Origin of the sequence: Dactylosporangium sp. NPDC051484 (assembly GCF_040689395.1) — a bacterium.
GTDB lineage: Bacteria > Actinomycetota > Actinomycetes > Mycobacteriales > Micromonosporaceae > Dactylosporangium.
The window spans coordinates 166,857-184,448 of record NZ_JBFAZX010000007.1; the positions used below are offsets into that span (position 1 = coordinate 166,857).

21 protein-coding genes and 1 pseudogene are annotated in these 17,592 nt (G+C 73.4%); 12 read left to right on the forward strand and 10 right to left on the reverse strand.

The genetic code is table 11. The features are described 5' to 3' along the window. The first annotated feature begins 21 nt into the window (after window positions 1–21). On the forward strand, window positions 22–351 hold the full coding sequence (locus AB0367_RS15660) for an STAS domain-containing protein (protein WP_366227124.1): 330 nt from the start codon (window positions 22–24) through the stop codon (window positions 349–351). Here AB0367_RS15660 and AB0367_RS15665 read toward each other — a convergent pair. Next, on the reverse strand, window positions 325–1,431 hold the full coding sequence (locus AB0367_RS15665) for an ROK family transcriptional regulator (RefSeq protein ID WP_366226977.1): 1,107 nt from the start codon (window positions 1,429–1,431) through the stop codon (window positions 325–327). The genes AB0367_RS15660 and AB0367_RS15665 overlap by 27 nt on opposite strands. 42 nt (window positions 1,432–1,473) lie before the next feature. On the opposite strand from AB0367_RS15665, the gene AB0367_RS15670 reads away from it, so the two are divergent. Continuing rightward, on the forward strand, window positions 1,474–2,721 hold the full coding sequence (locus AB0367_RS15670; protein ID WP_366226978.1) for an MFS transporter: 1,248 nt from the start codon (window positions 1,474–1,476) through the stop codon (window positions 2,719–2,721). Window positions 2,722–2,780: 59 nt separating this feature from the next. Here AB0367_RS15670 and AB0367_RS15675 read toward each other — a convergent pair whose 3' ends face one another. Then, the gene (locus AB0367_RS15675; RefSeq protein WP_366226979.1) at window positions 2,781–3,884 is read right to left on the reverse strand and encodes a hypothetical protein; all 1,104 of its coding nucleotides are present in this window, start codon (window positions 3,882–3,884) and stop codon (window positions 2,781–2,783) included. 28 nt (window positions 3,885–3,912) lie between these two features. Beyond that, complete coding sequence (locus AB0367_RS15680) at window positions 3,913–4,125, reverse strand: hypothetical protein (RefSeq protein WP_366226980.1); 213 nt, start codon at window positions 4,123–4,125, stop codon at window positions 3,913–3,915. 129 nt (window positions 4,126–4,254) lie between these two features. Between AB0367_RS15680 and AB0367_RS15685 the strand changes: the two genes are divergently transcribed. From AB0367_RS15685 to AB0367_RS15695, 3 genes are all read left to right on the forward strand, one after another. Then, window positions 4,255–4,719: a DIP1984 family protein gene (locus AB0367_RS15685; protein WP_366226981.1), complete on the forward strand. Its 465-nt coding sequence runs from the start codon at window positions 4,255–4,257 to the stop codon at window positions 4,717–4,719. Between the two features lie 393 nt (window positions 4,720–5,112). Then, on the forward strand, window positions 5,113–6,060 hold the full coding sequence (locus AB0367_RS15690; RefSeq protein ID WP_366226982.1) for an SDR family oxidoreductase: 948 nt from the start codon (window positions 5,113–5,115) through the stop codon (window positions 6,058–6,060). A 4-nt stretch (window positions 6,061–6,064) separates the two neighbouring features. After that, window positions 6,065–7,033 (forward strand): YafY family protein, encoded by a 969-nt coding sequence (locus AB0367_RS15695; protein WP_366226983.1) that lies wholly within the window; start codon window positions 6,065–6,067, stop codon window positions 7,031–7,033. Here the strand turns inward: AB0367_RS15695 and AB0367_RS15700 are convergent. The 3 genes from AB0367_RS15700 to AB0367_RS15710 all read right to left on the reverse strand — a co-directional run bounded on the left by AB0367_RS15700 (window position 6,922) and on the right by AB0367_RS15710 (window position 8,616). Further along, a complete protein-coding gene (locus AB0367_RS15700; RefSeq protein ID WP_366226984.1) occupies window positions 6,922–7,356 on the reverse strand; it encodes a hypothetical protein in 435 nt (144 codons plus the stop codon). The genes AB0367_RS15695 and AB0367_RS15700 overlap by 112 nt on opposite strands. Window positions 7,357–7,441: 85 nt before the next feature. Then, entirely contained in the window at window positions 7,442–8,035 is a 594-nt protein-coding gene (locus AB0367_RS15705) for a DUF3592 domain-containing protein (RefSeq protein ID WP_366226985.1), read from the reverse strand. Window positions 8,036–8,067: 32 nt separating this feature from the next. After that, on the reverse strand, window positions 8,068–8,616 hold the full coding sequence (locus tag AB0367_RS15710; RefSeq protein WP_366226986.1) for an FBP domain-containing protein: 549 nt from the start codon (window positions 8,614–8,616) through the stop codon (window positions 8,068–8,070). 77 nt (window positions 8,617–8,693) lie between these two features. Here AB0367_RS15710 and AB0367_RS15715 point away from each other — a divergent pair, with 77 nt between their 5' ends. After that, a complete protein-coding gene (locus AB0367_RS15715; RefSeq protein ID WP_366226987.1) occupies window positions 8,694–9,263 on the forward strand; it encodes a helix-turn-helix domain-containing protein in 570 nt (189 codons plus the stop codon). A gap of 74 nt (window positions 9,264–9,337) precedes the next feature. After that, window positions 9,338–9,700 (forward strand): annotated as a pseudogene (locus AB0367_RS15720) (GNAT family N-acetyltransferase); the annotation flags it as partial. A 74-nt stretch (window positions 9,701–9,774) separates the two neighbouring features. Here the strand turns inward: AB0367_RS15720 and AB0367_RS15725 are convergent. From AB0367_RS15725 to AB0367_RS15735, 3 genes are all read right to left on the reverse strand, one after another. Then, window positions 9,775–10,740 (reverse strand): serine hydrolase domain-containing protein, encoded by a 966-nt coding sequence (locus AB0367_RS15725; RefSeq protein ID WP_366226988.1) that lies wholly within the window; start codon window positions 10,738–10,740, stop codon window positions 9,775–9,777. A gap of 1 nt (window position 10,741) precedes the next feature. Continuing rightward, the gene (locus AB0367_RS15730; RefSeq protein ID WP_366226989.1) at window positions 10,742–11,548 is read right to left on the reverse strand and encodes a hypothetical protein; all 807 of its coding nucleotides are present in this window, start codon (window positions 11,546–11,548) and stop codon (window positions 10,742–10,744) included. Window positions 11,549–11,631: 83 nt separating this feature from the next. Next, complete coding sequence (locus AB0367_RS15735) at window positions 11,632–12,813, reverse strand: FAD-dependent monooxygenase (protein WP_366226990.1); 1,182 nt, start codon at window positions 12,811–12,813, stop codon at window positions 11,632–11,634. A 235-nt stretch (window positions 12,814–13,048) separates the two neighbouring features. Between AB0367_RS15735 and AB0367_RS15740 the strand changes: the two genes are divergently transcribed. The 4 genes from AB0367_RS15740 (at window position 13,049) to AB0367_RS15755 (ending at window position 15,014) form a co-directional block, all read left to right on the forward strand. Further along, window positions 13,049–13,465 carry a hypothetical protein gene (locus tag AB0367_RS15740; protein ID WP_366226991.1) on the forward strand — a complete coding sequence of 139 codons (417 nt, stop codon included), beginning with the start codon at window positions 13,049–13,051 and terminating at the stop codon, window positions 13,463–13,465. Between the two features lie 5 nt (window positions 13,466–13,470). Further along, window positions 13,471–13,857: a hypothetical protein gene (locus AB0367_RS15745; RefSeq protein WP_366226992.1), complete on the forward strand. Its 387-nt coding sequence runs from the start codon at window positions 13,471–13,473 to the stop codon at window positions 13,855–13,857. A gap of 129 nt (window positions 13,858–13,986) precedes the next feature. Next, on the forward strand, window positions 13,987–14,514 hold the full coding sequence (locus AB0367_RS15750; protein WP_366226993.1) for a hypothetical protein: 528 nt from the start codon (window positions 13,987–13,989) through the stop codon (window positions 14,512–14,514). Between the two features lie 110 nt (window positions 14,515–14,624). Next, window positions 14,625–15,014, forward strand: a complete 390-nt coding sequence (locus AB0367_RS15755) for a hypothetical protein (protein ID WP_366226994.1) — start codon at window positions 14,625–14,627, stop codon at window positions 15,012–15,014. A 314-nt stretch (window positions 15,015–15,328) separates the two neighbouring features. On the opposite strand, the gene AB0367_RS15760 is transcribed toward AB0367_RS15755, so the two are convergent. Continuing rightward, window positions 15,329–16,252: a nitroreductase/quinone reductase family protein gene (locus AB0367_RS15760; RefSeq protein ID WP_366226995.1), complete on the reverse strand. Its 924-nt coding sequence runs from the start codon at window positions 16,250–16,252 to the stop codon at window positions 15,329–15,331. 480 nt (window positions 16,253–16,732) lie between these two features. On the opposite strand from AB0367_RS15760, the gene AB0367_RS15765 reads away from it, so the two are divergent. Then, a complete protein-coding gene (locus tag AB0367_RS15765) occupies window positions 16,733–17,575 on the forward strand; it encodes an SAM-dependent methyltransferase (RefSeq protein ID WP_366226996.1) in 843 nt (280 codons plus the stop codon). Window positions 17,576–17,592: the final 17 nt, after the last annotated feature.

Here is a 17,592-nt window from a genome sequence, read left to right on the forward strand (position 1 = left end):
GAGAGAGAAGGCGGGACGCCGATGCAGGTCACCTCGACGGTCGACGGACCGCTCGCCGTGGTCACGGCGAGCGGGGAGCTGGACGTCGCGACCGCCCCGGAGCTGCGCGCATACCTGCACAAGCTGATCGACGACGGCGCATCGACGCTGGTGATCGACCTGAGCGACGTCGGCTTCCTCGACTCCACCACGCTGGGCGTGCTGATCAGCGCGCACAAACGCCTCGCGGAGTCCGGCGGCGTCGTCGAGCTGGTCATCCCCCACGCGCGGCTGCTGCGCATCTTCCAGATCACCGGCCTGGACCGGGTGTTCACCATCCACGAGTCACCGGCCGAGGCCGCCGTCCAGTGACGGGCGGCCGTAGGCGGCGTTGAGCACCTGCATCGCCGCGCCGGCCGCGATCACGTCGCCGCCCAGCGCCGACACGGACACGGTCACCGTGAGCCAGTCGGCGCGGGGCACCTGCACGCGCACCGCCGAGGCCACCTCCTCGACGTAGAGGTCATGGTGGCCCAGGAGGTCCGCGCCCGCCAACACCACGTGGCCGACGTCGGTGGTCTGCAACAGGTTGACCACCCCCACGCCGAGCAGCCGCGCGGCGAGCGGCACGTCCCCGCCCGCCACCGCCCGGTCGTGCAGCACCTCCAGGCAGCCATGCCGCCCGCACACGCACCGCGGGCCGTCGAACTGCAAGACCATGTGCCCGAACTCGCCGGCGTTGGTGTGCGCGCCGCGATAGGCCGCGCCGGCGAGCCAGAGGCCGGCGCCGATGCCGGACTCGACCATGATGAGGACGCCGTCGCGGAAGTCGCCGCCGCGGCGCCATGCCTCCGCCGTGACGCCCGCGGTCACGTCTTTGTCCAGGTGTACCGGCATCAGCAGGCGCTTCGCGGCGAGCTCCCGCAGCGGAACGTCATGCCAGTGCCGCAGCCGGTGCGCGTCGCGGACGATGCCGTTCGCGTGGTCGAGCGGCCCGACCATGCCGATGCCGAGGCCGAGGATCCGCGCCGGGTCGACGGGCCGGCGCCGCAGCAGCACCTCGCGCGCCGCGTCTACCCGCGACAGCAGCTGCTCGGGCGTGAAATCGTCCGGCAGCGCCACCACCTCGCCGGCCACCACCTCGCCGAGCAGGTCGGTGAGCACCAGCCGGACGCGGGCACGGGTGACGTGCACGCCGATGGCATACCGGCTCGAGGGCACGATCCGGTAGATCGTGGCCGGCTTGCCCACGCCCCGGCGGCGCACGCCGGCCGGCTCGATCAGCCCGTCGGCGACGAGCCGCGCGAGGACCTTCGACACCGCCTGCGGGGTGAGGCCGGTCGCGGCGGCGATCGACGAGCGGTCGAACTGCGGTGCGGTCCGGGCGAGGCCCACCACGAGCGCGTCGTTGTACTCGCGCAGATATCCGAGGCCGGCACCGGGCGTGTCCACGACCACATCCTATAACGCAACGCTGTTGCTAAAGTGAGCCGCATGGAGGACCTCACCGCGGTTCGCCGCTGGACCGCGCTGCTGGCCCTGTCCCTGGGCGGCTTCGGCATCGGGCTGACCGAGTTCGTGGCCATGGGGCTGTTGCCGGACATCTCCGAGGATCTACTGCCGCAGTTGTACGCCCAATCGTCCGCGAAGGCCGTCGCGCACGGTGGTTGGATGATCACCGCGTACGCGCTCGGGGTGGTCGTGGGCGCTCCCACGATCGCGGCGCTGACCGCGCGGCTGCCCCGCAAGACGCTGGTCGTGGGCCTGCTGGGGCTCTTCACCCTCGGTACCATCGCATCGGCTCTGGCTCCTGGCTTCTGGCTGGTCCTCGTCGCACGCTTCGTGGCCGCCCTGCCACACGGCGCCTACTTCGGCGCGGCCGGGCTCGTCGCGGCGTCGATCATCGGCCCCGGCAGCCAGGCCAAGGGCTTCGCCGCCGTGCTCGGCGGGCTGACCGCCGCGAACGTGTTCGGCGTGCCCCTCATCACGCGGCTGGGCCAGGCCGCGGGCTGGCGGGTCGCGTACCTCGCGATCGCCGTGATGTTCGCCGTCACGCTCGTATTCGTCGCGCTCACGGTGCCGAGGACCCCCGCCGACCCGGCCGGCTCACCGCGCGCCGAGCTGCGCGCCTTCCGCAGCCCGCAGGTGTGGCTGGTCGCGGCGACCGGCGCGATCGGCTTCGGCGGGTTCTTCGCCATCGACAGCTACATCGCGCCGGTCACCACGCACGTCGCGCACCTGTCCGAGGGCGCGGTGCCCTGGGTGCTCGTCGCGGTGGGCCTCGGCATGACCGTCGGTAACGCGCTCGGCGGCTGGGCCTCCGACCGCAACCTGCGCCGCAGCCTGCTGAGCGGGTTCATCATGTTCATCGCGAGCATGGCCGCGTTCGCCGTGCTCGCCCAGAACCGTTACACGCTGTTCGTGGGCGCCTTCCTCGTCGGCGCCGCGGGGCTGTTCCTCGGCCCGGCGATGCAGTCGCGCCTGATCGGCGTCGCGCCGGGCGCGCAGCTGATGGGCGCTGCGGTGAACCAGTCCGCGATGAACGTCGGCAACAGCCTCGGCGCCGCGCTGGGCGGCCTGGTCATCGCCGCAGGCTGGGGGTACATCGCGCCGACCTGGGTCGGGGTCGCGCTGGGCACCGCCGGACTCGCGCTGGCCGCGGCGAGCTTCGCCCTGGAGTCCCGCTCGTCGCGACGACCGGACCGCACAACGCCTGACGCGGACCTGGCCCCGGTCGGCTGACCCGCAATCACCTACCGCGGCCTCGCTGCTTCGAGGACGAACGCGTTCGGCCGGGCTCGTCATCTCGTTCGGTAACGGACGTGTCCGGTCGGGCGGAACGGGCCCAGGACGAGGCCGCGATTGGCGCCGCCGCGGATCGCGAACTGGGTCTGCACCCGCAGGGACACGCCGGCGATGCGGACCGGGCGGCGCACCTCGTACAGAGGCGAGAACGGCGGCTCGAAGTAGCAGGTGTCGCCGTAACGCGGCACGTGAAACCACAGGTGGCCGGTCCGCAGGCCGGTCTCGACCTGCGCCTGGATGGCCAGCGTCGCCGCCGGGTTCGGATCGGTGCGCCACATCTCGGTGACCGCCCGCCGCGCGTGCGGGTCCTGCCTGAAGCGCGCCAGCGTGGCCCGGTCGGTCATGCACCACACGTCGAAACGCGGACCGGCCAGCAACGAGGGCATCGCGGCCAGCTGCCCGACACGGAACCACAGCTCAAGGGCCCGCTTGAGGTTTCGCTCGATGAGCTCGTGCAGCCGCGCGTGGTGGCGCCCCACGGTGCGCAGCCCGGCGGCGTACTCCACGGCGGCCACCGCCGCCGCGGTGTCCTGGTGGAGCCGGTTGACCGCGGACTCGAACTGCGGCGGCACCCCGGTGCGTACCAGCGCGTGCAGGGCCACCTCGACGTGATCCCGGACCGGCGTGACCGCCGCCTGCAGCGCGCTCAGGTGCTCGGGCGGGCAGCTGACGACCTCCGCCCAGGGCGGCAACGGCGCGGGCAGCAGGGTGTACATGGCGATGTCGTACTCCGGGTTGGCCCGCGCCTGCCTGGCCCGCGACACCCACTCACCGACCGCCGCCAGCCACGCCGCCGCCTGGTCGAACGTCACTGGCGGCACGTATCCGGCGGTGCCCGGCCGCGCGGCGTAATCGGCGTCGAGGAAGGTCTCGCCGAGCGTCTGCAGCACGAACGCGTTCCACGCCGCCAGCAGCTGACTCGCCGCCGCGGTCGGCGCGTTCCACAGCGAGGGCAGCCGCTCGCGCAACTCGTCGGCCGCGAGGATCTCGTCATACGCGACGCGCCCGGCCGCGCGCAGCGCCTCCAGATAGGCGGCGTCCCGCTCTCCGGCCAGCCCTGCCCGCAGTCGAGTCAGTAAGCTCGGCTGCTGGGGTTCCACCACCACACGGTAGCGCCCCGGGTCCAGATCAACCGGCCCAGGCGGACCGCCCGCCGACCTCGCCAAGGTCGCCCATATCGACTCCGGCCTGCGCCAACAGCTCCGCGACCCGCCCGATCGTCAAGAAGTCGACCACGTTGTCACCGTGAATGAGCCTGTACCACCTGGACCCGCTCGGATGCCGCACGACCTCGACCCGCCACTGTCCGTCGGGCGTCTGCATGGCACCGATGACCTTCACCCAGCGAGGCTACTTCGCCCCCTGACCTGGGCAAAGGCTAGATCGGCAACTACACCCGTGTAGTTTCGGCGCCACCCGCGGCGCGCCCCAGGTTCACCTCTTCGATCACGCCGGGTGATACTGGCGGGCGTGAAACTCGCGGAGGCTCTCGCACTACGCGCCGACGCGGCGCGCCGGGTCGAACAACTCCGTGCTCGCGTCACCGCGAGCGCTCGCTACCAGGAGGGCGAGACGCCCGCCGAGGATGCGGTGGCACTGCTTGGCGAGGTCGCGGCGGTGCTGGAGGAGTTGGAGTCGCTGATCCGGCGCATCAACCGGACCAACGCGGCGACCGTGGTCGAGGGCGGCACGCTCACCGATGCCCTGGCCCGCCGCGATGTGCTGCGCCTGCGGCACGGCGTGGTGACCGCCGCCGCGAACGCCGCGGCCGGGGAGGGGCAGCGCGGACTGCGGCAGCTGCGGTCCGAGCTGAAGATGATCTCGGCACTGCCGGTGGCCGAGCTGCGCGGTGAGGCCGACGATCTGGCCCGGCAGTTGCGCGAGGTCGACACCCTCATCCAGCGCACGAACTGGGAGGCCGAGCTGCTCGACTGAGAGACGAGGGACGCGGAGCGGGTAGCCGACGTGGAGGCGTGCACGACCCGAGAGCCGGCGGGCAATCCGGCTCCCTCCTTTGGCGCGCCGCGGGCAGGCGCAGGGGTTCGACTCCTCGGCATACAACGCATGCCCAGCACGGCGCACAAGTGATGGTGCATTGAGTACGGCACACCACCGGGTGCAGATCCACGACGGCGAGGGCGGGCAAGGGGTACTCCGCGGCCCACGGGCCCACGACCATGAGCTGATCACCAGTGCGGCTGCCGTCCACCCGTGGCGGTTCGGTGGGCGCCCCGCGGCGTAGCGGGCCGTGGCCGTGTCTTTCGCGGACGGGACTGTGTGCGGAAACACCGACGTACCCTGTCAGGTTTTCCTGGCACGGTGACCCGCATGAACCCAGCACTCAACGGAATCCCCGGCGCCGCGCCCGGCTCGCTCGCCGGACGGGTCGCGCTCGTCGCCGGCGCCACGCGCGGCGCCGGACGGCAGATCGCCGTGCAGCTCGGCGCCGCCGGCGCGACCGTGTACGCCACCGGACGGACCACCCGCTCACGACGTTCGGAGATGGATCGGCCGGAGACCATCGAGGAGACCGCCGAGCTGGTCACGGCCGCGGGTGGCGTCGGCATCGCGATCGGCGCCGACCACCTCGACCCGGTGCAGGTGCGCGGCGTCGTGGAGCGCGTCGACGCCGAGCACGGGCGCCTCGACGTGCTCGTCAACGACATCTGGGGCGCCGAGGGGATGTTCAGCTGGGACAAGCCGCTGTGGGAGGACGACCTCGACGTCGGCCTGCACCTGCTGCGCCTGGCGATCGACACGCACATCATCACCAGCCACGCCGCGCTGCCGCTGCTGATTCGCAACCCCGGCGGCCTGGTGGTGGAGATGACCGACGGCACGGCGGAGTACAACGACAAGCGGTACCGCGTCTCGTTCTTCTACGACCTGGCCAAGGCGTCCGTGCTGCGCATGGCGTTCGCGTTGTCCGAGGAGCTCAAGTCGTTCGGCGGCACCGCGGTCGCGCTCACGCCCGGCTTCCTGCGCTCCGAGCTGATGCTGGAGCACTTCGGCGTCACCGAGGCGAACTGGCGCGACGGCGCGGCGAAGGACCCGCACTTCGCGATGTCGGAGACGCCGGTGTACGTCGGGCGAGCCGTCGCCGCGCTGGCCGCCGACCCGCGGGTGGCGCGCTGGAACGGCGCCTCGCTGTCCAGCGCGGGGCTGGCGAAGGAGTACGGCTTCACCGACGCCGACGGCAGCCGCCCCGACTGGTGGCGCTACGACGCCGAGGTGGTCGCGGCCGGCCGCTCCGGCGGCGCTGAGGGCTACCGTTAGTCCGGTGCGTGTCTCCCGGCTCATCTCGCTCGTGCTGCTGCTGCAGGCCGGCGGCACGCGCACGGCCGCCGAGCTGGCCGAGCGGCTGGAGGTCTCCGAGCGCACGATCTACCGCGACATCCTGGCCCTGTCCGCCGCGGGCGTGCCCGTCTACGCGGAGCAGGGCCGGGCCGGTGGGTACCGGCTGCTGGACGGCTACCGCACCCGGCTCAACGGGCTGAGCCGGGCCGAGGCCGAGGCGCTGTTCCTGTCGGGACTGCCCGGCCCGGCCCGGGACATGGGCCTCGGCGAGGCGCTCGCGGCGGCGCAGCTGAAGGTCACCGCCGCGCTGCCCGGCCCGCTGCGCGAGGCGTCGGCGCGGGCCGGGCAGCGCTTCCACTTCGACGCGCCGGGCTGGTTCCGCGACGCCGAGCCGCCACCGTGGCTGGCCGAGCTCGCCCGGGCTGTGTGGGAGGACCGCGTCGTCGCGCTGACCTACGCCGGGCGGGCCGGCGAGGTGACCCGCACCGTCGAGCCGCTCGGCCTGGTCCTCAAGAACGGGGTCTGGTATCTCGTGGGCCGCGTCGGCACCGAGGAGCGCACCTACCGCGTGGACCGGTTCCGCGCGGTGACGGCCACGGACGAGCGCTTCGGCCGCGACGGCGGCTTCGACCTGGCGTCGTTCTGGTCGCATCGGGCCGCCGAGTTCGAGCGCGCCCTGCTGGCCGAGACGGTCACGGTGCGGCTCAGCCCGGCCGGCCTGCGCCTGCTGCGCCACGCCGTCGAGGCGGTCGCCTACCGGGCCGCGGCGCAGGGCGCCGGCCCGCCGGACGCGGCCGGCTGGGTCACCGTCGAGCTGCCGGCGGAGTCGGTGCCCGTCGCCTACGCCCAGCTGCTCGCCCTGGGCCCGGAGGCGGAGATCGTGGCCCCGCCGCAGCTGCGGGACATGGTCGCCGCGGCGGCGGAGCGCACCGCCGCGCTGTACCGGCGCTGATACGACAGCGCGGCGACGGCGAGCGCCCACCCGTAGCCGCCCGCGGCGAGCGCGCCCGGGCTGACCGTGCCCCGCAGCATGAGGCTCGCGGTGCCGTACACCGTCAGTAGCCCCGCGGCCGCCCACACCCCGGGCATCGGCAGCCGTACCGCGGCGGGCCGGATCAGCGCCATCATCAGGGCCCACGCGGCGAGCGCCCCGCCGAGGACGATGGCGGTGCCGTACCACGGCAGCCCGAACCCGGACACGACGAACGGAACGATTGTCAGGCACCCCGCGTAGGCATACCAGCGCACGGTCCTCGATGCTCCCGCCACAGCCATGTGGCTCAGCCTGCCCCCGCCGGTTGTGACCAGCCTGAGGAAACCTGTGGATCACTCAGCGACGCCGGCCCGCGGGGCGGCGGTCTCAGCCGAACAGGCTGGCGGCGAGGTCGACGAGGGACGAGCCGGCCATGGCGCCGGCGACGCGCTCGCGCGGTTCGGCGTGGCGCCAGTCGATGACCGCCACCGTGGGGTCGGCGGGGTCGACGCGCACCGGGACGCGCACGCCGGGCCCCACGAAACGCACCAGCGGCAGCGGTACCACCTGTCGCACCCGGGCGTTCACCGTGCCGCCGCCGGGGACCGGGACGGCGAGGTCGATCCGGCTCGCGCCGCGCTCGTCGGGGTCGGTGGACAGGCCGGTGATCGCGGTGATGACGGCCGCGCACGGCACGCCCTCGCGTAGCACCCGCCGCAGCCGGGCCAGCCGGCGCGCGCCGACGATGAGCAGCGGCAGCCCGATGCCGGCGAGCACCGGCACGAACGCCGCGGTGACCGCGAGGGTGATCCAGTCGTCGGTGGCCGGCTCGGCGGGCAGGGACACCCACACCAGGGCGGCGGCTCCGGCCATGACGAGGGCGATCGGGGTGAGGATGGCCCCGGTGAGCCGGGCGATGCCGGCGCCGGACTGCAGCGCCGGCAGCCTGGACGGCGCGGCGTGGGGGAGGGGGTTCGCCATGCGTCGAGCATCGGCGAACCCCCGGGCCCGAGTCAGTCGTGCAGGTTCGATCCGGGCTGTGGTGCGGACACCACCAGCGTCGCGTCGCCGACGAGCCGGTCCAGGAAAGCCGACAGTTTCCGCTCCAGCCGAATGATCTGCTCCTCGACGCTGAGCGTCTCGTCGAGCCGGCCACCGGCGCCGGGGCGGCGCAGGCCCCGCACGTACAGCGGGCAGGCGAGGTCGGAGCAGAGGTACACGCCGACGGAGTCGCCGCCCCGGCCCGCCTTGCCGCCGCGGCGGCCGGTCATCAGCGACACGCCGCTGCCGGGGTGCGTGGTCAGGCACAGCGAGCACATCCCGCGGTGCTGGAAGCGGCGGCCGCGCTGCTCGGCGACGCGCAGCGAGACGGCCGCGAGCCCGCCGGCGTGCTCCGCGGCCAGGTAGGCCCGCTCCGGCGCGCCCGGGTCGCGCCAGCCCAGGAAGTCGAGGTCCACCCATGGGCGTTCGGCCAGGTCGCGCGGGACGTGGGCGCGCTGCGCCTCGCCGCGGGAGCAGTTGACGAAGGCGGCGCGGATGTCGGTTTCGCTCAGCGGTCGCATGTTCCGGACCGTACGGTTCCCTAAAGGCTTTAGGCAAGCAATTATCAATCTCCCAGATTTGGGATATCGTCTCGAATATGGGAGACGACCTGGACCCGATCGAGGCCCGGCTCGCCGGTCGCCTGGCCGAGCTGCGGCTGGAGCACGGCTGGTCGCTGGAGGAGCTCGCACGGCGCGCCGGGGTGAGCCGCTCGACGCTCTCGCGCCTGGAGCGCGGCGAGATCAGCCCGACCGCGGCGCTGCTGGGCAAGCTCTGCGCCGCCTACGGCCGGCCGATGTCGCGGCTGCTCGCCGAGGTCGAGCCGGAGCCGCCGCAGCTGGTGCTGGCCGAGCGGCAGCCGGTGTGGCGGGACCGGGAGACCGGGTTCACCCGTCGCTCGGTGTCGCCGCCGCACCCGGGCCTGCGCGGCGAGGTCGTCGAGGGCGTCCTCGAGCCGGGCGCCGACATCGCCTACGAGGAGCCGTCGGTCGCCGGACTGGAGCACCACCTGCTGGTCCTCGACGGCGCCGTCGAGATCACCGTCGGCGGCGCCGCGCACACCGTAGGGCCGGGGGACTGCCTGCGGTACCGGCTGTGGGGCCCGTCCCGGTTCGTCAACCACGGGCCGGGGCCCGTGCGCTACATCCTGCTCATCGTCCTGCCCTGAGGGAGCCACCGTTGCCCACGATCACCCGTCTGTCCCCCGGCTCGTACGCCGGGCAGGTCGACAACCTCGCCGCGGTGCTCGCCGACGCCGTCGCGCACGGTGCCTCCGTCGGCTTCCGCGCCCCCTTCGGCGCGTGCGCCGCGGCCGAGTGGTGGCGCACCCGCGAGCCGGCCGTGCGCGACGGCAGCCTCAGAGTCTGGATCGCCGAGGACGGCACGGGAGTGGTCGGCACCGTGAGCCTGGCCCTGGAGAGCAAGCCCAACGGCCGCCACCGCGGCGAGGTGCTCAAGCTCATGGTGCACAGCCTGGCCCGCGGCCGCGGCCTGGGCCGGGCCCTGCTGGACACCGCCGAGCGGGCCGCCGCCGAGGCCGGCGCGAACCTGCTGCTGCTCGACACGGCGACGGGCAGCCCGGCCGAGCGGCTGTACGAGACGTCGGGCTGGACGAGGTACGGCATCGTCCCGGACTATGCCGCCGACCCGGCCGGCACCCTGGCGGACTGCAGCTTCTTCTACAAGCGCCTCACATCGCCGGAGCATTCGGCGGCGATCGACGCGAGCAACTCGTCGCACCAGGCGGTGAACGGGGCGCGGTCGCCGCGCACCGGGTGGACGCGGTTGCCGAGCACCACCACGCCGTAGCCGCGGCCCGGCTCGAACCAGATCCGGTTGCCGACGAACCCGGACGCGCCGAAGCCGTCGGCGCCGGCGCGCGGTCCGCCGATCCCGCGGGTGGGATGCAGCCACCAGCCGGCCGCGAACCGCTCACCGGCGCCGTTGTCGGCCAGGCACGGCGGTGCGGCACCGAGCCACGGCCGGGCGGCCGCGGTGACCAGGGCCAGGGTGCCGAACGCGCCGGCGTGCCCGGCCGCGCCGCCCATCGCCGCCGCGTTCTCGTCGTGGACCTCGCCGACGATGAGCCGGCCCCGCCACGGGCAGCGCTCGGTCGCCACCGCCGGCGCGACCGGCCCGCCCATCCGCAGCCCGCTCCGGCGCGCGGCCAGGTCCGCGAGCGACCGCCCGGTCAGGTCCGCCACGAGGGCGCCCAGGATGATGTACCCCAGGTCGCTGTACACCGGCCCGGGCTCGGTGGGCGGCGTGCCCAGTGCCGCGTCCACGATCGCGGCGCCGCGCAGCTCCCGGTAGAGCGGCGCGTCGGCCGGCAGCCCCGAGCGGTGCGCGAGCAGGTCGTCGAGGGTCGCGCCGCCGGTCGGCCGCCCCGCCGCGCGCGGCCAGAACGCGCCGATCGGCCGGTCCCGCGGCACCGGCAGCGCCAGCACCTCGGGCAGCGTCACGAGCACCTTCGTCAGGCTGGCCAGGTCCCACCAGCAGTCCGCCGTGGCCGGCCGCCCGGTGGTCAGGTCCGCGACCCCGTGCACCGCCGTGGCGAGGACCCGCTCGCGGTCGAAGACGCTCACCGCCGCGGCCGGCATCGGCGCGCGCCGGGCCAGGGTGTCGACGACGGCGGCGAGCGCCATCTCAGCCCACCTCCCCGGACTTCCCGGACTCCCCGGTGCACGCCGCGTGCAGGGCGCGCGCGGCGCGGATCGCCGAGCGGATCTCCTGCAGGTAGCGGTCGGCGCCCTCGGCGCCGGGCGGCTGGGGCGTGCTCGCCAGCCGCGGATCGAACCCGACGGTGTCGATGCCGCAGCGGTACCGCAGCCCGAGCACCCGGATCGCGTCGCAGTGCTGGAACGGCACGTAGATCGGCGACGTCACCACCAGGATTCGCATTCCCGGCCGGGGCCGGGTCCGGGCCGCCCAGAACGCGTAGGTGTCGGCGGTGTTCGGCCGCGGCGCACCGCGCCTGTGCGGGGCGCTCAGCACGTCGACCGGCCGGTCGCCGAACGCCGCCCGCACGCCGGCCGCGAGCGCGTCGGCCTCCGTCTCGCAGCCGCCCAGGCCGGGCAGGGCGCGCTCCTCGGCGCCGAGCGGGCGCCGGCTGCCCAGCGCCGCGACCTCGCCGACGCGCAGCGCCGCGGCCAGCCGCGCGGCGTGCTCGGTGCGCTGCAGGCAGGCGCGGGCCAGCCCGCCCAGGACGAGCAGGTGCGCGTACTCGCGGTGCGGCGGCTCACCGGTGCCGGCCAGGCCCAGCTCCGGCGCGGCCACCAGCGCCGCGGCGGCCAGTCGCTCGGGCAGGTCGACCCGGACCCGGTCGCGCTCGGCGCCGCCGAGGCGGCCGCGGAAGTTCCAGTGATCGTCGGAGAACTCGTCGAGCCAGCCGAGCAGCGCGCCGGTGTCCGCCTCGGGCAGTTCACCGCCGAACGCGGCGACGAGCTCCCGCATCGGTGCCGACCCCGCCCACCGGTGCAGCTGGGCGGGGAGCCGGCCGGGATCGAGCCCCGGGGGACACTGCGGCAGGGGCGCCGCTACCGGGTTTCCCGGATGTCCGAGTAGATGTCGTAGCCGTGAATCCACGCCACATTGTCCGGCAGGGAGTCCAGTCGCGCGTTGCGTTCGTCGGCGGCGGGGCCGTCGGGCAGCTGGAAGCACGCCGCGTTGCCGCGCGAACCCATCTGGATCTTCCGGGTCCGGGCCTTGCGCAGGTGCTCGTATTGCCGCAGCGCGCCGGTGACGCTCATCCCGTCGGCGCCGAGACATTCGGCGAGCGCGCCCGCGTCCTCGACGGCCTGATTGCTGCCCTGCCCGGCGTGCGGCAGCATCGGGTGAGCGGCGTCGCCCAGCAGCGTCACCCGGTCGGTGCTCCACCGGCGCAGCGGCTCACGGTCGTAGAGGGCCCAGCGGCCGGTCTCCTCGACGTTGCCGAGCATCGTGGTCACCGTGTCGTTCCAGCCGGCGAACGCGGCGACCGCCTCGGCCGGCTCGCACCCGGCCGACCACGACTCGAGGGTCCACTCGGGGTCGGGCACGTAGGCGACGAAGTTGATGAGCTCGCCGCCGCGGACCGGATACGCCACCAGGTGCCGGCCGGGGCCGAGGAAGAACGTGAGGCCGAACTCGTCGCCGCCGGGCACCTTGTCGACCGGGACCACGCCGCGGAAGCAGCTCATCGCCGAGAAGACCGCCTCGTCGGGGCCGGTGACGTGGTGGCGCACCGCGGAGCGCAGCCCGTCAGCCCCCACGACGAGGTCGGCCCGCGCCAACGTGGCGTCGGCGAACTCGACCTCGACGCCGTCCGGGGACTCGTGCACGGCCACGCACCGGCGGCCCAGCCGCGGCTTCCCGTCGTATCCGGCGAGCAGCACCTGGTGGAAGTCGGCGCGGTGGATGCCGAGAAACGGGCCGCCGAAGCGCTGCTCGTACCACTCGCCCATCGGGTGCTCGAAGAAGACGTCGCCCGACTTCCAGTGGTGGAACTCGATGCGCTGGAGGTTGGACGCCGCGCCGCGAAGGGCCTGGCCGAGGCCGAGCCGGTCCAGCACCCGCATGCCGTTGCCGCCGAGGGACACCGCCGCGCCGATCTCCCGCAGCTCGCTCGCCTGGTCGTAGACGTCGACCTCGAAACCCTTGGCCTGCAGGGCGATCGCGGCGGTGAGGCCGCCGATGCCCGATCCGATCACAGCGATGCGCAACGGCGCGGACCTGGCCATCGAAGACTCCACCGGAGAACGAGGGGGGACAATATGAGTGGGACGAAAGGCAGCGGGCGACGGAAGCCTAGTCGCCAGGTACAGATTCTTTCAACGCAGTCGCGTCAGCCACCGCGATGCGTTTTGGTGACACAGCGTCGATCAATTTCCTGACGCCGCGCGGCGAACCGGGGCCCTAATGTCACTGGGCGTCAAGTGAAGACGAACGTCCGACCAGAGGGAGTACTGGTACCACATGGGCCTGTTCAAGCAGATGAAGGACCTCCGCAACATGGCCGCGCAGGCGCCCGGCATGGTCGCGCAGGCGCAGCAGACCGCCGCCGCCGCGCAGGCCTACGCCGCGCAGAGCCAGGCCGCGTACGGCATGAACGGATACAACACCGCCAATGCCTTCGGTGCGCCGGTCGCGACCGGCATGGCCTCCGATGACCCGCGCCTGGCCCCGATCGCCGGCGTCGACCTGGCGATGTACGCCCGCGTCTCCAAGGCCGCCGCGCAGGAGGGCCTCGCCGCCGAGGGTGTCGTGGCCAAGGCGCAGTCCTTCGGCATCGCCGCCGACGCGTGGCAGCAGGCCGCGACCGGCTGGCCGGCGCGCATGCGCGGCGACACCCAGCTCGCCGTGCAATACGGCAACCTGTACGGCCAGGTCTGAGCGGCATGGGCCTCTTCGGCGACCTGCGCCGCCTGCAGCGGCAGGCGAACGAGATGAGCGCGAACCACGACCCGGCCGCCCAGATGCGCGCCGGCATGGCCCAGATGCAGCAGACGATGCAGGCACAGACCGAGGACCTCGAACTGCTGCGCACCGGCGTGCCGGGCGAGGCGACGATCATCGGGCTCGCCGACACCGGCGCCCGGGTGAACCTGCAGCCGATGGTCCGCCTCAGCCTGCTCGTGGAGGCCGGTGGGCGCCCGCCGTATCCGGTCACCCGCGAGGTCCTGCTCCCGCTGAACGCCTCGGCCCAGGCCGGTGTCGGGCAGCGGGTCACGGTGCTCGTACACCCGCAGCAGCCCGAGCGGATCCTGGTGCGCTGGGGCGTGTGAACTCACGCGGTCCAGGTGACGGCGGGTCACGCGCCCGCTCGCCAAGGTTGGCGCGTAAACCCGGTCCGGAGGCCTGAGGTACCCGCAGGCACCGGACCGGACCGGACCGCCCAACCGAGGGAGATTTCCGTGACCAGTGCCACCGCCGAGCGCCAGGAAACCACCGAGCGCGAGATGGGCATCGAACACCCGCTTCTCCTCGCCGCGCTCATGTCGCGCCGCGAGGAGGGCGAGAGCATCTTCGAGAACCCGCTCCTCGTCGCCGCGCTCGCGAAGCGGCGCTCCGAGGAGGGTGAGAGCATCTTCGAGCACCCGCTGCTCATCGCCGCGCTGGCCAGGCGCCGTCGCGAGGAGGAGGGCGAGAGCATGATCGAGCACCCGCTGCTGCTCGCCATGCTCGCCCGGCGCAGTGGCCGCCGCCGCGGCGGCATTGAACACCCGCTGATGCTCGCCATGCTCATGCGCCGTCGCGAGGAGGAGGGCGAGAGCATGATCGAGCACCCGCTGATGCTCGCCATGCTCGCCCGGCGCCGGTCTGAGGAGGGCGAGGGCATCGAGCACCCGCTGCTCCTGGCCGCACTGGCCAAGCGCCGGTCCGAGGAAGGCGAAGGCATCGAGCACCCGCTGCTGCTCGCGGCGATGCTCGCCCGCCGCTGACGATCGACCGGCCGGCGGCCCGGTCCAGGGCCGCCGGCGGTCCCGACCCGGGCCCGCCCCACCGCCGACCGGCGGGGCGGGCCGCCGACCAGCGCGGAAAGGAGCACGCCATGCCGGCCGAAACACCACACGAACACGAGGGGTCGCAGCCGTTGGACGCCCTCATCGATGACCTGATTCACGACATCCTCAGCGACGCCGGCCGCGCGACCGGCATAACCGGACGCGGCCGTGCCGGTGCCGGAGGCCTCCTCGAATCCGTCATGGGACTCACGCCCCGCCTCGCGCCCGGCACGCCGCTGCTGGAGCGGGTGCTGCTCGTCGAGGCGCTCGCCGGAGCACTCTCCGACGCGCTCGCCCCGGCCCTGGCCTCCGCGCTCGCCCCGCGGATCCTGCAGATCATGGAGGGCGAGGGGAGCGAGGGGAGCGAGGGGCAGCCCAGGCCTCCCGCCACCGGCACGACCCGGCCCGCCTCCCGGAAGACCGACGCGGCGAAGTAGCCGCCCGGCCCCGGCCCCGGCCCCGCAATGCGGACGGGGCTGGGGCGGTCGCACCCGGCGACGGGACGGCCCCGGCGGGAAGGCGGCGCACGGCGTGCACCGGGCGGCATCGGCATGGTGTCCGCCGCCGGCCGCTCTGCTCGCCGGCCGCCGCCGCGACGCCTGCAGGCTCCCCGCCGGCGGCGCGCCGTCGGCGGCGTCGCGGCGAGCCCGCCGACAAGGGCGAGGCGATCGCGGCCGGCTCGATCGCCAAGCCGCGCCGGACGGTGACCGTGGTCGATTGCAGCCTCTCGACCCGGTTCAGGGCATCCAGGTCACGAGTAGTCGGGCGCCATCGCGGTGGCGTTGAGCGCCTCGACGATGGTCGCCTCCTCATAGCGGAAGTGCCCGTCGAGCTGCGCGGTGAGCCGGTCCAACTCGTCGCGCAGCAGCTGCGGGTCGCCGGTCGCGGGATCGTGGTCGCCGACCAGCCGCTGGATCTCGCCCTGCAGGCGGGCCACGACCTTGTGCTCCTCTGCGAGCTTCTCGAGCGCCGCCCGCAAGCTTGGAAACTGGCGTGCCAGCGTGGGAAAGACGGCCATGTCCTCACCGACGTGGTGCCGGTTGAGCGCGCCGCAGAAGGTCAGGCAACGCGCCCGCATCTGCTCACCCAGCTCGAGCGCGGGCAGCCGGGGCGTGACGCCGTCGCCGGCCGAGAGGGCCTCGTCAACCTGGCGGCGCAGCTCGGCGAGCTCGTTGCGGAGCCAGTCGTGCACCTCCACCAACCAGTCGCCCATGCCCTTGACCCGCTCGGCGCCCGGCTCGGGGTCGAGCCGGTGCAGCACCACGATCGGGATCCGGCGGGTCGTCCGGGCCTGGTAGTCACCGTAGCCGGGTGCCTGCTCCACCACCTTGGCCCACAGCTTCTCGTACTCGTCGCCGTCCGGGATGGCTGCCATCGCGCGGTACTTGTCCGTGCCGACCTCGACGGTCACCGCCGGGTGGTGCCGGATGTTGTGGTACCAGGCCGGATGGTTCGGGGCGCCCATGGCCGAGGCCACGACGACCGATTTCCCGTCGACCTCCAGATGGCCGAGCGGCACCGTGCGCTCCTCGCCGGTCCGTGCGCCGGTGGTGGTCAACAACGCCAGCGTGGCGTCCTGGAACATCCCGCCGACTTTGCCGCCGTTTTCGCGGAACTCCTCGATGATTCGACGCTGAAATTCGTTGACGTCGAAGTTCGCGTACGTCTCCGTCATGCAATCCCCATCCTTTGCGTAAAGATGGAGGACGATTTACCAGCCGAGGACAGGCACGATGGCACCTCGCAAGCCGTACGCAGGGCAGACGCGGACTTCACCTGCGATCAGGCGGATGTCAGAGTCTGCGATCAGGTACCGGCAAATGCCGGTCCTACTAGGGCTGGAAAGCCGCTACCTCCATGCGTAGGCCCATACGGGGCTCGACCGAAAATAACACTCCCCCGCGAGCAGTCGCAACGTGCGAAGAGCATCTGGGGCAAGATCCGCCGGGTCGAGCCGCGCGCCCGGGAGCGCGGCAGGCACCCCGACCCCCACCCCGACCCCACGGCCCGCCCCGACGGCGAGTTCTGGGATTGCTTACCCGCGCGGCGAGGGCGGGCCGCCGGTAGGCGCCGCCGTCATCCGCCGGCCTGGCGAAGGCATATGATCCGATCCGGACGGGGAACCCAGGCGGAAACAAACGTGCGGAGAGCGGACATGTCAGGCGCCGAGTGGATGAAGGCCAAGCCGGACGCGACCCACGCGCCCATCGACCTGCAGACCGACCGGCCCCATCCGGCCCGGGTCTACGACTACCTGCTCGGCGGCAAGGACAACTTCCCCGTCGACCGCGCCGCCGGTGAGGCGGGGCTGAAGGCCAACCCGAGCAGCCGTATCCCGCCCCGGGAGAACCGCAACTTCCTGCGCCGCGTGGTCGACCACCTCGCCGCGGAGTGCGGCGTGCGGCAGTTCCTCGACATCGGCACCGGCATCCCGACGTCGCCCAACGTGCACGAGGTCGCGCAGGCGGTCGCGCCGGACTCGCGGATCGTCTACGTCGACAACGACCCGATCGTGCTGGCCCACGCCCGCGCGCTGCTGACCAGCAAGCCGGAGGGGCGCACCGAATACGTCGACGCCGACCTGCGCGACGTCGATCGCATCCTCTGCGCGCCGCAGCTGCGCGAGGCCATCGACCTGGACCAGCCCGTGGCGTTGCTGCTCATCGCGATCATGCACTTCGTCGGCGACGCCGACCGGCCGTACGAGATCGTCCAGCGGCTCGTCGACGCCCTGCCCTCCGGCAGCTACCTCGCGCTGTCGCACCTCACCGGCGACTTCGACGCGACGGCGTGGGAGCGCGTCGCGGCGATCTACGCCAAGCAGGGCGTCACGATGCAGGTCCGCTCGCACGAGGAGATCTCCCGCTTCTTCACCGGCTTGGAGCTGGTCGAGCCGGGCCTGCCGATCGTGACCAAGTGGCGCCCGGACGCCGACGTCAACGCGTCGGCCACCGACACCCAGGTCGCGGTGTACGGCGGCCTGGCGCGCAAGCCTTAGCGATCGGCCGGAGCTCG

Excerpts from the sequence above, each read along its gene's own strand:
- AB0367_RS15690 (WP_366226982.1), top strand. The coding sequence starts at position 5,113 with ATGAACCCAGCACTCAACGGAATCCCCGGCGCCGCGCCCGGCTCGCTC.
- AB0367_RS15745 (WP_366226992.1), top strand. The coding sequence starts at position 13,471 with ATGGGCCTCTTCGGCGACCTGCGCCGCCTGCAGCGGCAGGCGAACGAG.
- AB0367_RS15725 (WP_366226988.1), bottom strand. The coding sequence starts at position 10,740 with ATGGCGCTCGCCGCCGTCGTCGACACCCTGGCCCGGCGCGCGCCGATG.
- AB0367_RS15705 (WP_366226985.1), bottom strand. The coding sequence starts at position 8,035 with ATGGCGAACCCCCTCCCCCACGCCGCGCCGTCCAGGCTGCCGGCGCTG.
- AB0367_RS15760 (WP_366226995.1), bottom strand. The coding sequence starts at position 16,252 with ATGACGGAGACGTACGCGAACTTCGACGTCAACGAATTTCAGCGTCGA.
- AB0367_RS15715 (WP_366226987.1), top strand. The coding sequence starts at position 8,694 with ATGGGAGACGACCTGGACCCGATCGAGGCCCGGCTCGCCGGTCGCCTG.
- AB0367_RS15740 (WP_366226991.1), top strand. The coding sequence starts at position 13,049 with ATGGGCCTGTTCAAGCAGATGAAGGACCTCCGCAACATGGCCGCGCAG.
- AB0367_RS15670 (WP_366226978.1), top strand. The coding sequence starts at position 1,474 with ATGGAGGACCTCACCGCGGTTCGCCGCTGGACCGCGCTGCTGGCCCTG.
- AB0367_RS15710 (WP_366226986.1), bottom strand. The coding sequence starts at position 8,616 with ATGCGACCGCTGAGCGAAACCGACATCCGCGCCGCCTTCGTCAACTGC.
- AB0367_RS15735 (WP_366226990.1), bottom strand. The coding sequence starts at position 12,813 with ATGGCCAGGTCCGCGCCGTTGCGCATCGCTGTGATCGGATCGGGCATC.
- AB0367_RS15755 (WP_366226994.1), top strand. The coding sequence starts at position 14,625 with ATGCCGGCCGAAACACCACACGAACACGAGGGGTCGCAGCCGTTGGAC.
- AB0367_RS15730 (WP_366226989.1), bottom strand. The coding sequence starts at position 11,548 with ATGCGGGAGCTCGTCGCCGCGTTCGGCGGTGAACTGCCCGAGGCGGAC.
- AB0367_RS15700 (WP_366226984.1), bottom strand. The coding sequence starts at position 7,356 with ATGGCTGTGGCGGGAGCATCGAGGACCGTGCGCTGGTATGCCTACGCG.
- AB0367_RS15765 (WP_366226996.1), top strand. The coding sequence starts at position 16,733 with ATGTCAGGCGCCGAGTGGATGAAGGCCAAGCCGGACGCGACCCACGCG.
- AB0367_RS15660 (WP_366227124.1), top strand. The coding sequence starts at position 22 with ATGCAGGTCACCTCGACGGTCGACGGACCGCTCGCCGTGGTCACGGCG.